At 70.6% G+C, this 15969-nt stretch carries 15 protein-coding genes and 2 tRNA genes; 3 read left to right on the top strand and 14 right to left on the bottom strand.

What is annotated here, in order from left to right; translation table 11 throughout:
* Positions 1–133: 133 nt before the first annotated feature.
* The 6 genes from mreD to GXW83_RS07050 form a co-directional block, all read right to left on the bottom strand.
* Entirely contained in the window at positions 134–826 is a 693-nt protein-coding gene (gene mreD / locus GXW83_RS07075) for a rod shape-determining protein MreD (protein ID WP_182442017.1), read from the bottom strand.
* A gap of 26 nt (positions 827–852) precedes the next feature.
* Positions 853–1725: a rod shape-determining protein MreC gene (gene mreC, locus GXW83_RS07070; RefSeq protein ID WP_182442016.1), complete on the bottom strand. Its 873-nt coding sequence runs from the start codon at positions 1723–1725 to the stop codon at positions 853–855.
* An 89-nt stretch (positions 1726–1814) separates the two neighbouring features.
* Positions 1815–2840, bottom strand: a complete 1026-nt coding sequence (locus GXW83_RS07065) for a rod shape-determining protein (protein ID WP_182447146.1) — start codon at positions 2838–2840, stop codon at positions 1815–1817.
* A gap of 435 nt (positions 2841–3275) precedes the next feature.
* Entirely contained in the window at positions 3276–3689 is a 414-nt protein-coding gene (gene ndk / locus GXW83_RS07060) for a nucleoside-diphosphate kinase (RefSeq protein WP_182442015.1), read from the bottom strand.
* A gap of 118 nt (positions 3690–3807) precedes the next feature.
* The gene (locus tag GXW83_RS07055; protein WP_182442014.1) at positions 3808–4194 is read right to left on the bottom strand and encodes a DUF4233 domain-containing protein; all 387 of its coding nucleotides are present in this window, start codon (positions 4192–4194) and stop codon (positions 3808–3810) included.
* A gap of 52 nt (positions 4195–4246) precedes the next feature.
* Positions 4247–5632: a folylpolyglutamate synthase/dihydrofolate synthase family protein gene (locus GXW83_RS07050; RefSeq protein WP_225446817.1), complete on the bottom strand. Its 1386-nt coding sequence runs from the start codon at positions 5630–5632 to the stop codon at positions 4247–4249.
* Between the two features lie 127 nt (positions 5633–5759).
* Between GXW83_RS07050 and GXW83_RS07045 the strand changes: the two genes are divergently transcribed.
* Positions 5760–6680, top strand: coding sequence for a hypothetical protein (locus GXW83_RS07045; protein ID WP_182442013.1), 921 nt, complete (start codon positions 5760–5762; stop codon positions 6678–6680).
* Between the two features lie 101 nt (positions 6681–6781).
* Positions 6782–7585, top strand: a complete 804-nt coding sequence (locus tag GXW83_RS33845; protein WP_225446816.1) for a peptidylprolyl isomerase — start codon at positions 6782–6784, stop codon at positions 7583–7585.
* Positions 7586–7689: 104 nt separating this feature from the next.
* Here the strand turns inward: GXW83_RS33845 and clpX are convergent, their stop codons facing one another.
* The 5 genes from clpX to GXW83_RS07015 all read right to left on the bottom strand — a co-directional run bounded on the left by clpX (position 7690) and on the right by GXW83_RS07015 (position 12925).
* Positions 7690–8973 carry an ATP-dependent Clp protease ATP-binding subunit ClpX gene (clpX, locus tag GXW83_RS07035; RefSeq protein WP_182442012.1) on the bottom strand — a complete coding sequence of 428 codons (1284 nt, stop codon included), beginning with the start codon at positions 8971–8973 and terminating at the stop codon, positions 7690–7692.
* Between the two features lie 370 nt (positions 8974–9343).
* Positions 9344–10006, bottom strand: coding sequence for an ATP-dependent Clp protease proteolytic subunit (locus tag GXW83_RS07030; RefSeq protein WP_182442011.1), 663 nt, complete (start codon positions 10004–10006; stop codon positions 9344–9346).
* Positions 10007–10088: 82 nt separating this feature from the next.
* The gene (locus GXW83_RS07025) at positions 10089–10706 is read right to left on the bottom strand and encodes an ATP-dependent Clp protease proteolytic subunit (RefSeq protein ID WP_182447143.1); all 618 of its coding nucleotides are present in this window, start codon (positions 10704–10706) and stop codon (positions 10089–10091) included.
* A 373-nt stretch (positions 10707–11079) separates the two neighbouring features.
* Positions 11080–12498: a trigger factor gene (tig, locus tag GXW83_RS07020; RefSeq protein WP_182442010.1), complete on the bottom strand. Its 1419-nt coding sequence runs from the start codon at positions 12496–12498 to the stop codon at positions 11080–11082.
* A 350-nt stretch (positions 12499–12848) separates the two neighbouring features.
* Positions 12849–12925 (bottom strand) — tRNA-Pro (locus GXW83_RS07015).
* Between the two features lie 156 nt (positions 12926–13081).
* Between GXW83_RS07015 and GXW83_RS07010 the strand changes: the two genes are divergently transcribed.
* Positions 13082–13152: transfer RNA gene (locus tag GXW83_RS07010), tRNA-Gly, on the top strand.
* A 65-nt stretch (positions 13153–13217) separates the two neighbouring features.
* Here GXW83_RS07010 and GXW83_RS07005 read toward each other — a convergent pair.
* Genes GXW83_RS07005 through repSA form a run of 3 tightly spaced genes read right to left on the bottom strand, consistent with a single transcriptional unit; the run spans position 13218 to position 15964 of the window.
* Positions 13218–14363, bottom strand: coding sequence for a site-specific integrase (locus tag GXW83_RS07005; protein WP_182442009.1), 1146 nt, complete (start codon positions 14361–14363; stop codon positions 13218–13220).
* Positions 14363–14566, bottom strand: a complete 204-nt coding sequence (locus tag GXW83_RS07000; RefSeq protein WP_182442008.1) for an excisionase family DNA-binding protein — start codon at positions 14564–14566, stop codon at positions 14363–14365. The genes GXW83_RS07005 and GXW83_RS07000 overlap by 1 nt, the downstream gene beginning before the upstream one ends.
* A 3-nt stretch (positions 14567–14569) precedes the next feature.
* Entirely contained in the window at positions 14570–15964 is a 1395-nt protein-coding gene (gene repSA / locus GXW83_RS06995) for a replication initiator protein RepSA (protein WP_182442007.1), read from the bottom strand.
* Between the last annotated feature and the right edge of the window lie 5 nt (positions 15965–15969).

Below are 15969 nucleotides of genomic sequence, written 5' to 3'. Positions count from 1 at the left end.
ACGGTGTGGTGCGGGGATCGTGTTTCGGTGCGGTGGTGACGGTTCGGTGCGGTGGTCACGGTTGAGCGCGGTGGTGACGTTGAGGTGCGGTGGTCACGGTTCGGTGCGGTGGTCACGGACGAGAGCGGTGCTCTCAGAGGCGGGCGGTGGACTTGCGGGCCCAGCGCCGCTCGCCGCCGGGGCCGAAGCCGGGGACGGTGCCGAGACCGGCCTCGCCGCCGCTGCGGCTGCCGCCCCCGCCGAAGAAGGAGCCGCGGCGGTCCAGCGAGGACCGCTGCAGCCTGCGCCGCCCGCCCAGGCCGGTGCCGCCGTTGCCGACCGGCTCCCTGACGGTCCGTCGGGCCAGCGCGACCACGCCGGGGACGACGAACGGCGCCAGCAGCACGTCGTACAGCACCGAGGTGACCAGCAGGCCGGGCAGGCCGACATGGCGCGCCGGGGCGTCGCCGACCAGCACGCCCACCAGCGCGTACAGCAGCGTCGTGGAGAACGCCGCCGCGGCGACCACCAGCAGCGGGGTCGCCACCGAGCGGATGTACCCGCCGTCCGAGCGCAGCAGGCCCACCGCGTACCCGAGCAGGCACAGCACCAGCGCGTAGCGGCCCACCGCGTGGTCGGAGGGCGGGGCGATGTCGACCAGCAGCCCGGTGCCGAAGCCCACCAGGGAGCCGCCGACCGGCCCGTACACCAGGGAGAGCCCTATCACTTCGAGCATCAGCAGATCCGGTACCGCGCCGGGCAGGCCCAGCCGGGCCAGGACGCTGACCTGGACGACCAGCCCGACCACGATCAGGGCCGTGGAGAGCAGGATGCGGTTCAGCCACATGGCGGTCTGCCTCTCTTGAGCTGTGCTCAGTGCGCGGTGGTCTTGGTCGGCAGCAGCGCGTAGCGCGGGTCGGTGGCGGGCGGCTGGACGACCACGCCGACCAGGTCGAGCGTGGTGAAGCTGACGAAGGGCTTGACCAGCACGGTGCGGGTGAGCTGTCCGGGGGTGTTCTCGACCCGGGTGACCGTGCCGACCGGCACGCCGGGGACGAACGGGCGTTCGCTCTGCGAGCCGAAGGTCACCATCCGGTCCCCCGCCTTGACCTGCGCCTGCGGGTTGAGCAGGGCCACCCGCAGCGGGCCGTTGCCCTGGCCGGTGGCGAAGCCGATCTCGCCGCTGCCCTCCAGCCGGGTGCCGACGCCGAACTCCGGGTCGGTGGCCAGCAGCACCGTGGAGGTGTCCGGGCCGACCGTGGTGACCCGGCCGACCAGGCCGTCGCCGTTGATGACGGTCATGTCGCGCTGGATGCCCTGGTGGCTGCCGACGTCGATGGTGACCGTCCAGGAGAAGCCCTGGGCCGCGCCGATGGCCACCACCTGCGCGGCCTCGATGGTGTACTGCCCGGTGCCGGCCTCGCCGAGCAGCCGGGACAGCTCGGTGGTGCGGCTCTGGGCCAGGTCGGAGCTGGACACCTGCTGCTTGAGCAGGGCGTTCTGCTGTTCCAGGGCGCGGATGTGGTCGCCGCTGGTGCCGGACTCGCGCAGCGTGCGCACGGTGTCGGCGACCGGCTGGACGGCGCCGGAGACCCGGTTCTCGACCGGCCCGAGAAGGGCGGCGGCGGCGTTCCGCGCGCCGCTCAGCGGGGAGTCCGCGCCGCCGCGGATGTCCACGGTGATCAGCGCGAAGGCCACGGCGACCAGCAGGACGAGCAGGAGGCGGCTTTCTCGTGTGTCCCTCACGGTCCTCGGCTGAGCCCTTCAGACGGTGTACGGAGTTCCCGGGGGCAGCGGCTCCCGGGATCGGGGCAGGGGGGCGATGTGACCGGGCGTCAGCGACGCGGCTGGGAGTCCAGCACCTGCTGCAGCGCCTCGAACTCCTCAACGCACTTGCCGGAGCCCAGGGCGACCGAGTCCAGCGGGTTCTCCGCGATGTGGACCGGCATGCCGGTCTCACGGCGCAGCCGCTCGTCCAGGCCGCGCAGGAGAGCACCGCCCCCAGTGAGAACGATGCCGCGGTCCATGATGTCACCCGCCAATTCCGGCGGGCACTGGTCCAGCGTCGTCTTGACCGCGTCCACGATGGCGTTGACCGGCTCCTCGATGGCCTGGCGCACCTCGGCGGCGGAGATCACCACGGTCTTGGGCAGGCCGCTGACCAGGTCCCGGCCCCTGATCTCGGTGTGCTCCTCCTTGTCGTCCGTCAGGGTGAAGGCGGAGCCGATGCCCATCTTGATCTGCTCGGCCGAGCGCTCGCCGAGCAGCAGCGAGTACTCCTTCTTGATGTGCTGGATGATGGCGTTGTCCAGCTCGTCCCCGGCGGTGCGGATGGACTGGGCGGTGACGATGCCGCCGAGCGAGATCACCGCGACCTCGGTGGTGCCGCCGCCGATGTCCACCACCATGTTGCCGGTGGGCTCGTGGACGGGCAGGCCGGCGCCGATGGCGGCGGCCATGGGCTCCTCGATGATGTGCACCTGGCGCGCCCCGGCCTGCCGGGACGCCTCGATCACGGCGCGCCGCTCGACCCCGGTGATGCCGCTGGGCACGCACACGACCACGCGGGGGCGGGCCATGTAGCGGCGCCGGTGGATCTTGAGGATGAAGTAGCGGAGCATCCGCTCGGTGATCTCGAAGTCGGCGATCACGCCGTCCTTGAGCGGGCGGATGGCGACGATGTTGCCGGGCGTGCGCCCGATCATGCGCTTCGCCTCGGCGCCGACCGCGAGGATGCCCCCGGTGTTGGTGTTGACGGCGACCACGGAGGGTTCGTTGAGGACGATCCCGCGGCCCCTGACGTACACGAGCGTGTTGGCGGTGCCGAGGTCGACAGCCATGTCACGACCGATGAACGACATGCTGTTGTTCGCCATGGACTTGGGGGGCCTTCCCGAGGATCGAGGGTGGGGGCGGCTGAGGGCTCGGACTGACGCACCGTCAGCCACCAGTGCCGAGTTGCCTCCATGGTAGCCATCGAGGCACAGACGGTGACCGTTCGCTTTACCCGAGTATCAAGGCAGACGATCGGATTTTCCCTTATTGGGTGGCTTGTGTCGGCCGATCGATTCTGCGGAATCCTCAATTCCGATAATTCGGCTACCCGACCGCCCCGACCGCAAACGAAAAACCGCACGTCAGCCCCCATATGGCGGTGGGAGCTGGCGTGCGGTCAGCTGTGTCCGCGACCCCTGCGGGGAGTCGCGGGCGCAGCGCGCGGAGTCGGACAGGTGTACCCGGGTCAGGCGCACGGGTGTGTCGGGGGCTCCGCGCCGGACGCGCGCGGGCGGGCGCGGTCAGGCGTGCGCGGGGAAGAAGATCTTGATCTCGCGCTCGGCGGAGGACTCCGAGTCGGACGCGTGGATCAGGTTCTCCCGGGTGATCGTCGCGTAGTCGCCGCGGATCGTGCCCGGGCCGGCCTCGATCGGGTTGGTCTTGCCGGCCAGCGCCCGGATGCCCTCGATCACGCTCTCGCCCTCGACGATCAGCGCCACCGACGGGCCCGAGGCCATGAACTCCATCAGCGGCTCGTAGAACGGCTTGCCGACGTGCTCGGCGTAGTGCTGCTCCAGGGTGGCCTGGTCCAGGGTCCGCAGCTCCAGCGCGACCAGCGTCCAGTTCGCCTTGCGTTCGATGCGGCTGACGATCTCGCCGACCAGCCCTCGGCGGACGGCGTCGGGCTTCAGAAGGACGAGGCTGCGCTGCGGCATGAGGCGCTCCGGGGGAAGTCAGCGGTGGTGAACCGGGGTGGGACGATCACCGTCGAGCCTACCCGGCGCCCCCGCGCGCGCCCGCGCCGGTGGGGGCCCTGTGCGGACCGGGCGCGGGTCAGGCGGTGGCGGGGGTCCCGGAGGCGGGGCTGCCGGGGGCGTCCTCGGCGTCCTCGGCCGCGGCGGCGCGGGCCGCCTTGATGGCGTCCACCTTGCGGCCGTAGTGCACCGAGGCCCACCACAGCGCCGCGAAGATCACGCCCAGCCCGTACATCATCCCGACCACCACCCCGCTGGCGATCAGCGCCGCCTGCAGCGCCCAGCCGATCGCCACCGCGCCCGGGCGTCCCAGCACCCCGCAGAGCAGCACGCACAGTGCCATGGCCGCGCCGCAGACCGCCCACAGCGTGCCGTGCGAGACGGAGGACAGGTGCATCGCCACGAGGGCGGCGAAACCGACCACCATCGCCTCGGCGATCAGGGTGGACGAGCAGAGGGTACGCACGGCGGGGGCCTCTCGGGGCGGGCGGTCAGGCGGTGGTCGGATCGGTCGGGGCTCAGCGCGGGCCGAGCAGGATGCGGGCCTCGCCCACGGTGATGATGGAGCCGGTGATCAGCACGCCGGAGCCGCCCAGCTCGCCGACCTCCTCGGCCAGCGTCACGGCGGCCTCGATGGCGTCGTCCAGCCGGGTCTCCACCTGCACCCGGTCCGCGCCGAAGATCTCCACCGCGGTCTCGGCCAGCGCGTCGACGGAGGCCGCCCGCTGGGTCGAGTTCTGCGTGACGACGACCTCGGTCAGGACCGGCTCCAGGGCCTCCAGCAGCCCGGCGGAGTCCTTGTCGCCGCTGGTGCTGACCACGCCGATGAGCCGGGTGAAGCCGAAGGACTCGCTGATCGCCTCGGCCGTGGCCAGCGCCCCGGCCGGGTTGTGCGCGGCGTCCAGGACGATGGTCGGGCTGGAGCGCACCACCTCCAGCCGGCCCGGGGAGCTGACCCCGGCGAAGGCCGCGCGCACCTTGTCGACGTCCAGCGGCTGCTCCCGGGCGGTGCCGACGCCGAAGAAGCCCTCGACCGCGGCCAGCGCCAGCGCGGCGTTCTGCGCCTGGTGCGCGCCGTGCAGCGGCACAAAGACGTCGGTGTACTCGTGGCCGGAGATCCCGCGCAGGCTGAGCAGCTGCCCGCCGAGCGCGATGTCCCGGTGCACCACACCGAACTCCATGCCCTCGCGGGCGACCACGGCGTCGACCTCCACCGCCCGGCGCAGGATCGTCTCGGCGGCGTCCAGCGGCTGCTGGGCGACGACGGCGAGGCCGCCCTTCTTGACGATCCCGGACTTCTCCTCGGCGATCTTGCCGGTGGTGTCGCCGAGCAGGTGGGTGTGGTCCAGCGAGATGGGGGCGATCACCGAGACCGGGGCGTCGATGACGTTGGTGGCGTCCCAGCGGCCGCCGAGGCCGACCTCGACCACGGCCACGTCGACCGGGGCGTCCGCGAAGGCGGCGTAGGCCATGGCGGTGACGATCTCGAAGAAGGACATCGGGAACGGCTGCGCGGCGTCGACCATGGCGACGTACGGCTTGATGTCCTCCCAGGTCTCGACGAAGCGCTCGGCGCTGATCGGCTCGCCGTCCAGGCTGATCCGCTCGGTCACCAGCTCGACGTGCGGGCTGGTGTAGCGGCCGGTGCGCAGCTCGAAGTGGCGCAGCAGCTGCTCGATCATGCGGGCGGTGCTTGTCTTGCCGTTGGTCCCGGTGATGTGGATCGACGGGAAGGAGCGCTGCGGCTCGCCCAGGATGTCCATGAGCGCGGCGATCCGGTCGAGCGAGGGCTCCATCCGGGTCTCCGGCCAGCGCGCGGTCAGCTCGGCGGTCACCTCCTGCAGCCGGGCTGCGGGGCTGTCGGCGTCGGCTGGCTGCGGGCTGGTGCGGGAAGTGTCGCTCACGCCCTCAGTCTACGGTCGCCGGGAGCGGCGCCCGCGCGGGAGGCCGCGCGGGCGCCCGGGGGCGGTTCCGGCGGGTACGGGTAAGCCGATGGACACGCCTGTGCCCTGACTGGTCTGATGTTCGACTATGTCGATGTATCCGCCGCCGCCCCAGGAGAACCCTGGCGGGGCCTCCCCCGAAGGGGCGCCCGGCTACGGCCAGCCGGCCCCGCAGAGCCCTCCTCCCGCGTCCCCGTACGGGCAGCAGCAGCCCGAGTACGGCCAGCAGCCCCCGTACGGCCAGCCCGCGACACCGCCGCCCTACGGCCAGCAGCCCGCGTACGGCCAGGCCCCGTACGGCCAGCCGCAGCCCGGCCAGCCGTACGCCGCGGACGGGCAGCCGTACGGGCAGCCGCAGCCGCCGTACGGCGATCCGGCCTGGGGCTTCACCCCGCCCCCGCCCAAGAGCCGCAAGGGCCTGAAAACAGCCCTGGCCATCGGCGGCGCGCTGGTGCTCGTCATCGGCGGTGTGATCACCTACGCCGTGGTGGACGTGGCCAAGTCGACCGGCGAGTACAAGCTGGTCGCGCCCACCACCTTCCAGGGCCTGACCCGGGACGACACCAGCTCGACCGCCAAGGGCATGGCCCAGACCGAGGACTCGGGCCTGGCCAAGGCCGGTGTCACGCCGGTCATCACCACCTACGACAGCTCGGCCGGCGCGGCCACCCCCGGCCTGATCTTCGACGGGGCCTACGGCGACACCCTGGGCGCGTCCATGGAGTTGAGCCAGTTCTGGGACGGGGTCACCAACTCCGGCAGCGCCACCCTCAGCGACAAGACCGACGAGAAGGCCGGCCCGCTCGGCGGCTCCATGCAGTGCGCGCTGCTGACCTTCGCCGGCACCACCCAAGTCCCCACCTGTGTCTGGGCCGACAACAGCACCTATGCGGCGCTGATGGACTTCGGCGCGGCCACCGCCTCCTCCTCCACGAGCCCCGACGGCCAACTGTCCACGCTGGCAGCCAAAACGCTGGCGATGCGGTCCGTGGCCGAGGTCAAGAAGTAGCGACAGTCGTCGCGCCTGCTCCCCGCAGCGGGGCTCCTTCTGGTCAACTGTCTGGCGGTACAACACCCGTCACGACAGTGACATGACAGGAGGAGCCCCAGGTGAGCGAGGACAGGAGCGCCGCCGCGCGGCGTGCGCGGATCGAGGCGCTGCGCGCCGCCGAGAAGGCCAAGGCCAGACGGCGCAGGGCGGGCCTGATCGGCGCGGCGCTGCTGGTGGTCGCCATCATCGTCGGCGGCACCGTGTGGGCGGTCAACGGCAACAGCAGCAAGAGCACGAGCACGAGCGCGAGCAGTGCGAGCGCCGCCGCCAGTGCTAGTTCCGGCGGCAGCGGGCTCTGCGCCGACGTCGCGCCCGGCAGCCCCAACGGCAAGCACTGGTCCAGTCCCCCGGCGATGACCATCAGCACCACCGCGACCTACACCGCGACGCTGAAGACCTCCTGCGGCGACATCGGGATCAAGCTGGACGCCAAGGACGCGCCCAAGACCGTCAACAGCTTCGTCTTCCTGGCCCAGCAGGACTACTTCAACCACACCCACTGCCACCGGCTCACCACCGCCGGGCTGTACGTGCTGCAGTGCGGCGACCCCACCGGCACCGGCACCGGCGGCCCCGGCTACACCTTCCCGGACGAGAACCTGACCTCCCCGGCGATCGCCGGCGGCACCTACCCCGCCGGGACCGTGGCGATGGCCAACTCCGGCCCCAACACCAACGGTTCGCAGTTCTTCCTGGTCTACCAGGCCAGCCAGCTCTCCCCCGCGTACACGCCGTTCGGGACGATCACCTCGGGCCTGGGCATCCTCCAGCAGATCGCCAAGGACGGCGTCAGCGGCGGCGGCAGCGACGGCGCGCCCAAGGACACGGTCGTCATCAACTCCGTTCCGGTGACCAAGGACTGAGCTGAGCGAAGCAGCAGCACAGCACGCAGGCCCTGTCCCGGTCGGGGGCAGGGCCTGCGTGCTTGTTGCTGCTGCGCGTGCGGCGGCGGTCGCGCGAGCGGCTGCTAGGCCGACTTCTCGCGGCGCTCGCGCTGGGCGCGCAGATCGCGCGGCACCAGCGTCGGGTTGACGTGCTCCAGGACGACGTCCTCGGTGACCACCACGCGGGCGACGTCCTTGCGCGAGGGCACCTCGTACATCACGGACATCAGCACCTCCTCCATGATGGCGCGCAGGCCGCGGGCGCCGGTGGAGCGCTTGATGGCCTGGTCGGCGATGGCGTCCAGCGCGGTGTCGGTGAACTCCAGCTCCACGCCGTCCAGCTCGAACAGCCGCCGGTACTGCTTGACCAGGGCGTTCTTGGGCTCGGTGAGGATCTGCAGCAGGGCGTCCCGGTCCAGGTTGTGCACGCTGGTGATGACCGGCAGACGGCCGATGAACTCCGGGATCATCCCGAACTTCACCAGGTCCTCCGGCATGACCGCGCGGAACTGGTCGCTGGACTCGATCTCGTGCTTGCTGCGGATGGTCGCGCCGAAGCCGATGCCCTTCTTGCCCGCCCGGGACTCGATGATCCGCTCCAGGCCGGAGAAGGCGCCGCCGACGATGAACAGCACGTTGGTGGTGTCGATCTGGATGAACTCCTGGTGCGGGTGCTTGCGCCCGCCCTGCGGCGGCACCGAGGCCGTCGTCCCCTCCAGGATCTTCAGCAGCGCCTGCTGCACGCCCTCGCCCGAGACGTCACGCGTGATCGACGGGTTCTCGCTCTTGCGGGCGACCTTGTCGATCTCGTCGATGTAGATGATCCCGGTCTCGGCCTTCTTGACGTCGTAGTCCGCCGCCTGGATCAGCTTGAGCAGGATGTTCTCGACGTCCTCGCCGACGTAGCCGGCCTCCGTCAGCGCCGTGGCGTCCGCGATGGCGAACGGCACGTTCAGCATCCGGGCCAGCGTCTGCGCGAGCAGGGTCTTGCCGGAGCCGGTCGGGCCGAGCAGCAGGATGTTGGACTTCGCCAGCTCGATGCCCTCGTCACGGCCGTGCTTGCCGTTCTCGCCGGCCTGGACCCGCTTGTAGTGGTTGTAGACCGCCACCGACAGCGACTTCTTGGCGGCCTCCTGGCCCACCACGTAGCCGTCCAGGAACTCGTAGATCTCGCGGGGCTTCGGCAGCTCCTCGAACCTCACCTCCGAGGTCTCCGCGAGTTCCTCTTCGATGATCTCGTTGCACAGGTCGATGCACTCGTCGCAGATGTACACGCCGGGCCCGGCAATGAGCTTCTTCACCTGCTTCTGGCTCTTCCCGCAAAACGAGCACTTGAGCAGGTCGCCACCGTCACCGATGCGTGCCACGAGGTGCTTCCCCTTCGCCAAAGGCCCCGTTGAGGCAGGAGCCTGGTGCTTGGTTTCCGACGGTACTCCGTCAGGACCCTCGATCCGCCGTCTTCGGCGGGCTTCCCTCTTCCGCCCTGGGCGAATTCGCCACTGGAGCAGCCCTGAAGCCGCCCCGGAAGAGTGCAGATCCTTCTCGACGCACCGCCGCACGGCCAGGCCCCGGATCTGCCGGCGTCAGGACGGGCGGTGCACAGTCGGTACCACCGATGGTGCCAGGCCGGGGCCCCCGCTCCAAGAGCGGGGGGCCAACAGCCTGGGTGGTGCATGTCTCAGTGGGATCCCGGCGGGGTCTCGGCGAGCCCCGGCGCAATCCCCGGTGAGACCCGGATCAGTCGAGCAGGGACGCCTTGCGGGTGGCGGTGATCTGGTCGATCAGGCCGTACTGCAGCGCCTCGGAGGAGGTGAGGATCTTGTCGCGCTCGATGTCCTCGCTGATCTGCTCGGTGCTCTGGTTGGAGTGCTTCGCCAGCATCTCCTCCAGCTGCTCGCGCATCCGCTGGATCTCGTTGGCCTGGATCTCCAGGTCCGACACCTGGCCGCGGCCGGTCTCGGTGTACGGCTGGTGGATCAGGATCCGGGCGTTCGGCAGCGCCATGCGCTTGCCCGGGGCGCCCGCGGCCAGCAGCACCGCGGCGGCCGACGCGGCCTGGCCCATGCACACCGTCGCCACGTCGGGCTTCACGAACTGCATGGTGTCGTAGATGGCCGTGAGCGCCGTGAAGGAGCCGCCGGGCGAGTTGATGTACAGGAAGATGTCCCGGTCCGGGTCCATCGACTCCAGGCACAGCAGCTGCGCCATGATGTCGTTGGCCGAGGCGTCGTCCACCTGGGTCGCCAGGAAGATGACGCGCTCCTCGAACAGCTTCGCGTACGGGTCGTACTCGCGCACGCCCTGCGACGTGCGCTCGACGAAGCGGGGGAGGATGTAGCGGCCCTCGGCGCGCATGTCCTCCAAACGCCCACGGGCGCTGGACAGGCTGGGAATGTTCATGGGTGTGGCCTCCGGAAGCGTACGGACGGTGATCTGACGGTCGCTGACTGACAGGCTGCTGACGAGGGCGCGGACGCCGGCGTCAGGCGCCCGTGCCACCGCCGCCGGGGACGTCCGCGGCGCTGTGCATGATGGCGTCGATGAGTCCGTACTCCTGCGCCTCCGCCGGGGTGAACCAGCGGTCACGGTCGGAGTCCTTGATGATCTGCTCGGTCGACTGGCCGCTGTGGAAGGCGATCAGCTCCGACATCCGGTGCTTCAGCCGGACCAGCTGCTGCGCCTGGATGCGGATGTCGGTCGCCGAGCCGCCGAGGCCGGCCGAGGGCTGGTGCATCAGGATCTCGGCGTTGGGCAGCGCGAACCGCTTGCCCTTGGCGCCCGCGGTCAGCAGGAACTGGCCCATCGACGCGGCCATGCCCATGGCGATGGTGATCACGTCGTTCTTGATGTACTGCATGGTGTCGTAGATCGCCATGCCCGCGGTGACCGAGCCGCCGGGAGAGTTGATGTAGAGGTAGATGTCACGGTCCGGGTCGGCCGCCAGCAGCAGCAGCTGCGCCGTGATCTTGTTGGCGATCTCGTCGTCGACCTGCTGGCCGAGGAAGATGATGCGCTCGTTGAGCAGACGGTTGTAGACCTGGTCGCCCAGACCGCCGCCGCCGATCTCACCGGCGGCGCTGGGAGCCAACGCCCCTGACATGTGGGGCAGGCCGGGCATCTGGAACTGGGGAGTCGTCACGTATCCACCCGCTCATTGTCTTCGGACGGCTGGTCTTGCGCCGTCACAGCGTCTCTTACGAAGGTCGGTCGAAGGTCGGTTCCGCTGGTCGCACCGGCCGCCAGGCCGGTGGTGGACCGACAGTCACCCTGCCCCTCGTACCAAGGACCCTAACGCGCAGGCGTGGCCTGGCCATCCCTCACACTGAACTGTTCGCTGTGAGCGCAGGGTCACCAAGCCGCCCCGGGGCTGCGCCGAAGGGCCCGGACGCGGGATGGCGTCCGGGCCCTTCGGCGGGGCTGTACCGGGCTGCACCGGCCCGTGCGGGCCCGTACGGGCCCGGTTGCGCGAGGGATCAGGCCTCGGCGCCCTTGTCGGCGTCGGCGTCGGCCTCGGGGGCCTCGGTCGCGGCGGCGGCCTCGGCGGTCTCGCCGGCCTCGTCCTCGTCCTCGTCGTCCTCGAAGTCGACCGGGTTGCCCTCGGTGTCGACGACCTTGGCGGCCTCGACGACCACCGCGAGCGCCTTTCCGCGGACGACCTCACCGACGAGCAGCGGCACCTGGCCGCCCTCGACGACCTGCTGGGCGAACTGGTCCGGGGTCATGCCCGAGCCGGCCGCACGGCGCAGCAGGTGCTCGGTGAGCTCCTCCTGGTTCACCGCAAGCTCCTCCTTGGAGGCGATGGCGTCCAGGACGAACTGCGTCTTGATGCCCTTGCGCGCCTGCTCCAGCAGCTCGTTCTCGAACTCCTCGGCGGTCTTGTCCTGGAGCTTGAGGTAGCCGTCCAGGTCGATGCCCATCTGCGGCAGCTGGTGGTGCTCCAGGTTGTGCTTGCGGGTCTGGACCTCGTCCGCGAGCAGCTTCTCCGGGTACGGCATCTCGACCAGCTCCATGAGCTTGTCGAGGACCTTCTCCTGGGCCTGGGTGGCCTGGTCGAACTCCTTCATCCGGACGAGGCGCTTGCGCGAGTCGTCCTTCAGCTCCTCCAGGGTGTCGAACTCGCTGGCGAGCTGGGCGAAGTCGTCGTCCAGGGCCGGGAGTTCCTTCTCCTGCACGGTGGTCACGGTGACGGTGACCTCGGAGTCCTTGCCCTCGGCGCTGCCGCCCTTGAGCTCGGTGGTGAAGGTGGCGCTGCCGCCGGCCTCCAGGCCGGTGACGGCCTCGTCGATGCCGTCGAGGAGCTGGCCGGAGCCGATCTCGTAGCTGACGCCGGTGGCGGTGCCGTCCTCGGGGACCTCACCGTCGACCTTGGCCTCCAGGTCCACGACCACGACGTCGCCCGCGGCGGCGGCGCGCTCGACGGTCTTCATCGAGGCGAAGCGGTCGCGGAGCTGCTTCAGCGTCTCCTCGACGTCCTCGTCGCTGACGCTGATCGCGTCGACCTCGACCTCGATGCCGGTGAAGTCGGGCAGCGTGATCTCGGGGCGGACGTCCACCTCGGCGGTGAACTTCAGGTCGCCGCCGTCGGCGATGCGCTCGACGCCCTCGAGGCCGTCGATGTCCGGCTGGCCGAGGACATCGATCTTGTTCTCGTCGACAGCCTGGGTGTAGAAGCGCGGCAGCGCGTCGTTGACGGCCTCCTCCAGCACCGCGGCACGGCCGAAGCGCTGGTCGATGACGCGAGCCGGGATCTTGCCCTTGCGGAAGCCCGGAACCGTGACCTGCTGGTTGATCTTCTTGTACGCCGCGTCGAGGCTGGGCTTGAGCTCCTCGAAGGGCACCTCGACGGTGAGTCGAACCCGGGTCGGGTTCAGAGTCTCCACGGCGCTCTTCACGGTTGGGTCTCCTTGGGGGCTTTGCGGTCGGGGTGTCCGCCGCGCGCTGGAGTCCAGTGCGCGACGAGACGGGTGATAAGTCAGAGGCGACATCGCCCGCCGGGGTGGGGTGGACGGTGAGACTCGCTCCTCGCCCTGCCGGCGGCTGCGTCGTGGGGCCGCCTGTTAGGACATGCCACGCATACACCCGCCAGCGGTCCATCCTACCGGTACCACAATCTGCGTTGGTCCCCGCAAGTCGGGACAGCCCCGGCGGAGCAGCGGCCGGACACGGAAAAGGCCCCACCGTACCCGGCGGGGCCCGTCGTACCCACTGCGTGCTCACTGCCGCACAGCGTCTCCGCTGGTGCTGGTCGGGGTGACCGGATTCGAACCGACGACCTTCCGCTCCCAAAGCGGACGCGCTACCAAACTGCGCCACACCCCGTCTGGACGAGACGTAGCGTACATGCTCAGGCCCCCGCCACCGCCCGGTTTCGCCCCCGCGCCCGCACACCCGCCGACCCGCCGCGCACCCGGGCGGTGTGCAACGGCCCAGCCGCTTCCGCTAGGCTTGCCCCGAACGCGCAGCAGTGCGCGCTCTGCGGGCGTAGCTCAATGGTAGAGCCCTAGTCTTCCAAACTAGCTACGCGGGTTCGATTCCCGTCGCCCGCTCAGATGAGATCGGCCCCAGGTCAGCGACTTGATCGCTGGACTGGGGCCGATCTTCGTTCCGGGGTCTACTCCCCCGTCGTGCCCGTCCCGTGCCCGTTCCGGCCGGTGCCGCGCTTCATGCCCTTGATGATCTGCTCATTGAGCGCGTCGGCGATGGTGCGCTGCCGCTCCTCGGTGGCGTGCTGGTAGATCAGCGCGGCCCGGGTGGTGCTGTGGCCGAAGCGGGCCATCAACTCTTTGGTGCTGGCTCCGGTCGAGGCAGTCAGAGTGTTGCCGGTGTGCCGAAGATCGTGGAAGTGCAGCCCCTTGATCCCGATCGCGTCGCACGCCCGGTGCCAGAGCCGGTTGAAGTGGTTCCGGCGAGGGGTGGCCCCCTTGGCACCGACGAAGACCCGCCCGTCCCGGCCCGACTCGGCGAAGGTCAGCATGTGCTGACGCAGGCTTGGCAGGATCACCTCCGGCACGGCGACCGTGCGCACACCGGCCCGGCTCTTGGGCGGCTTGACCACCCGCTCGCCGCTGCGCAGTTCGGCGATGGCGGCGCGGACCCGGACCGTCCCGGCCTCCAGATCGACATCCTGACCCCGCAGCGCGATCAACTCGCCCCAGCGCAGGCCCAGGAAGCCCGCCAGCAGGACCAGCAGCCGGTACCGGGGCTGCATGGCCTCGGCGATCTCGAAGACCTCGGCGACCGTGGCGGTGGGCCGCTCGGGGGTGTCCACCACGCTGCCGCCCTTGATCCGGCAGGGGTTCCGGGTGATCAGCTGATCTTCCACGGCGGTGTTCATGACCGCCCGCAGCAGCGCGTACGACTTGGCCACGGTCGGGGCACCGGCCAGTTCCAGGTGAGCGGCCCGCCACAGGCGTACACCCGCAGGCGTGATGTCGGCGACCGCCACCGCCCCGAACGAGGGAACCAGGTGCCGCCGGAGCAGCGTGTCGTACAGCTCGCGCGTCGTCTGTTCGAGCCTCCGTTGCTTGATCCACGCAGCGGCGTAGACCCCGAACGGGATCTTCCCGGCATCCGGATCGACCCAGGCACCGGCGCGGATCTCGGCCTGCTTGTCAGCCAGCCAGTCCGTCGCCTCCTTCTTCGTACGGAAGGTCGAAGGGGCGGGACGGTCCAGGCCGTCCGGTGCCGGGTAGCGGACCTGCCAGCGCCCGGAGGGGAGCTTGCGGACCCGGCCGAACGCACGCTTACCCGTGGCCATCAGACAGCCACCGCCAGCCGACGACGGGGCACAGCGGGGACCGTGTTGGCGGCCAGGTAGGCGTGCACGGCGGCTTCGGAGATCCGGACGTGTCGGCCGACGTGGACGAATTCGATCCGGCGTTCCTCGATCAGGCGGCGCGGGAACCGCTCGGTGGTGCCCAGGAGTTCGGCGACCTGGGCGACGGTCAACAGGGTGGACAAGGGTCATTCCTCCATCTCTTGGGCGAGTCGGGACGACTCCTCCCGGGCGGCGGTGCGGTTGTGTTCGAGCTGTTCGGTGATGCCAGCGGCGAGCAGGGACTCGCCGGGGGTCAGGCCGGAGCCCGCGTAGGCCCAGTGGGCGAGCACGAGGGTTTCGGCTTCGGGCAGGTCGTCCAGGTCGGGCAGGCCCTCGGCGAGCAGGCGGTCCCGCAGGTCGGCATGGGCCTGCTCGGCCCGGAAGTCGGCGCGGATCTGCCGCAGCGCCCCGAGCGTGGTCGAGTAGGCCGGGGACTTGGAGGAGAAGTGGCCCCGGAAGCCGATCATGTGGGACCAGTGGGCGAGCTTGCGGTCCGGGTACTGGTCGTCCAGGTCCCAGCAGGTCTCGATCAGGCGGCGGGTGTGGTCGGGCAGGTCGTGCGCGGCGATCTCGTGCCGTTCGGTGATCCGGCGGTCGATGCTCTCGGTGGCTTCGGCGGACTTGGTGGCGTACTTGGCCACGTACGACGCCACGGCCAGTTCGGTGATGGCCGAGCCGTCCCCGAACGCCCTGATGGGTCGGACGTCGACCTGGGTTCCCCAGCGCAGGACCAGGGCGGGCACGGCGGGGGTCTGTGCGAGGGGGACGAAGGTGCGGCGGGCGGCGGAGCGGATCGCCCGGTCCAGCAGGGCCACGGTCGCCCAGGGCGGCGGGGCGGTGCTGGCTCCCTCTGGCCCGTCGATGCGGATCACGGCGTGGAAGTGCACGGCCCCGCGTCGCTGGTACTCGGCGACCTTCCCGAAGCTGACCCGGGCATGGTCCGAGAACTCGGTGCTGGTCAGCCCGGCGGCGCGGGCCAGGTCCCGGCGCAGGTAGATCGTGAAGCGTCGCCACAGCTCGGGGGCGTGGTTGTTCCACAGCACGGCGTGCGCGTAGTCGTACCGCTCCGGGTCCAGCGGGGTACCCAGGACCGGCGAGCCGTCCGGGTGCCGGGTGCCACAGCGGCAGGCACCGCTCTGCGGCCGGTTGTGGACCGGCCCGAACGAGGGCGCGGTCAGGGTCGCAAACACCCGGGGGTGCGAGCGCACCGAGTCCGGAACACCCTTGGCCTGGTCGCCGACGAGCCCGGCGCGGATCAGGTGGAAGGTGTCCCCGGCGTAGGTGCGGGCGCACGAGGGGCAGCGCGAGGCGCGCCGGTTACCGCAGGCCACCCGCAGCCGGTGACCGGGCTCGGTGTCGGTGGCGTAGCGGTGCAGGATCTGCCCGGTCGGGGCGTGGACCAGGGTGCGGAAGCCCTGGAGGTGGATCGGGTTGGCGCAGCCGGAGGTGCGGCGGAGCTGGTGGGCGAGCTGGGGCAGGTCCCCGCGTGCCGAGAGCCGGGCAAGGTCGAGGACAGCGGCGTACTCCTGCTCAGCGGGCATGGTCG

Origin of the sequence: Streptacidiphilus sp. PB12-B1b, assembly GCF_014084125.1 — a bacterium.
Taxonomy (GTDB): domain Bacteria; phylum Actinomycetota; class Actinomycetes; order Streptomycetales; family Streptomycetaceae; genus Streptacidiphilus.
This window is presented reverse-complemented; position numbering and strand designations above follow the sequence as displayed.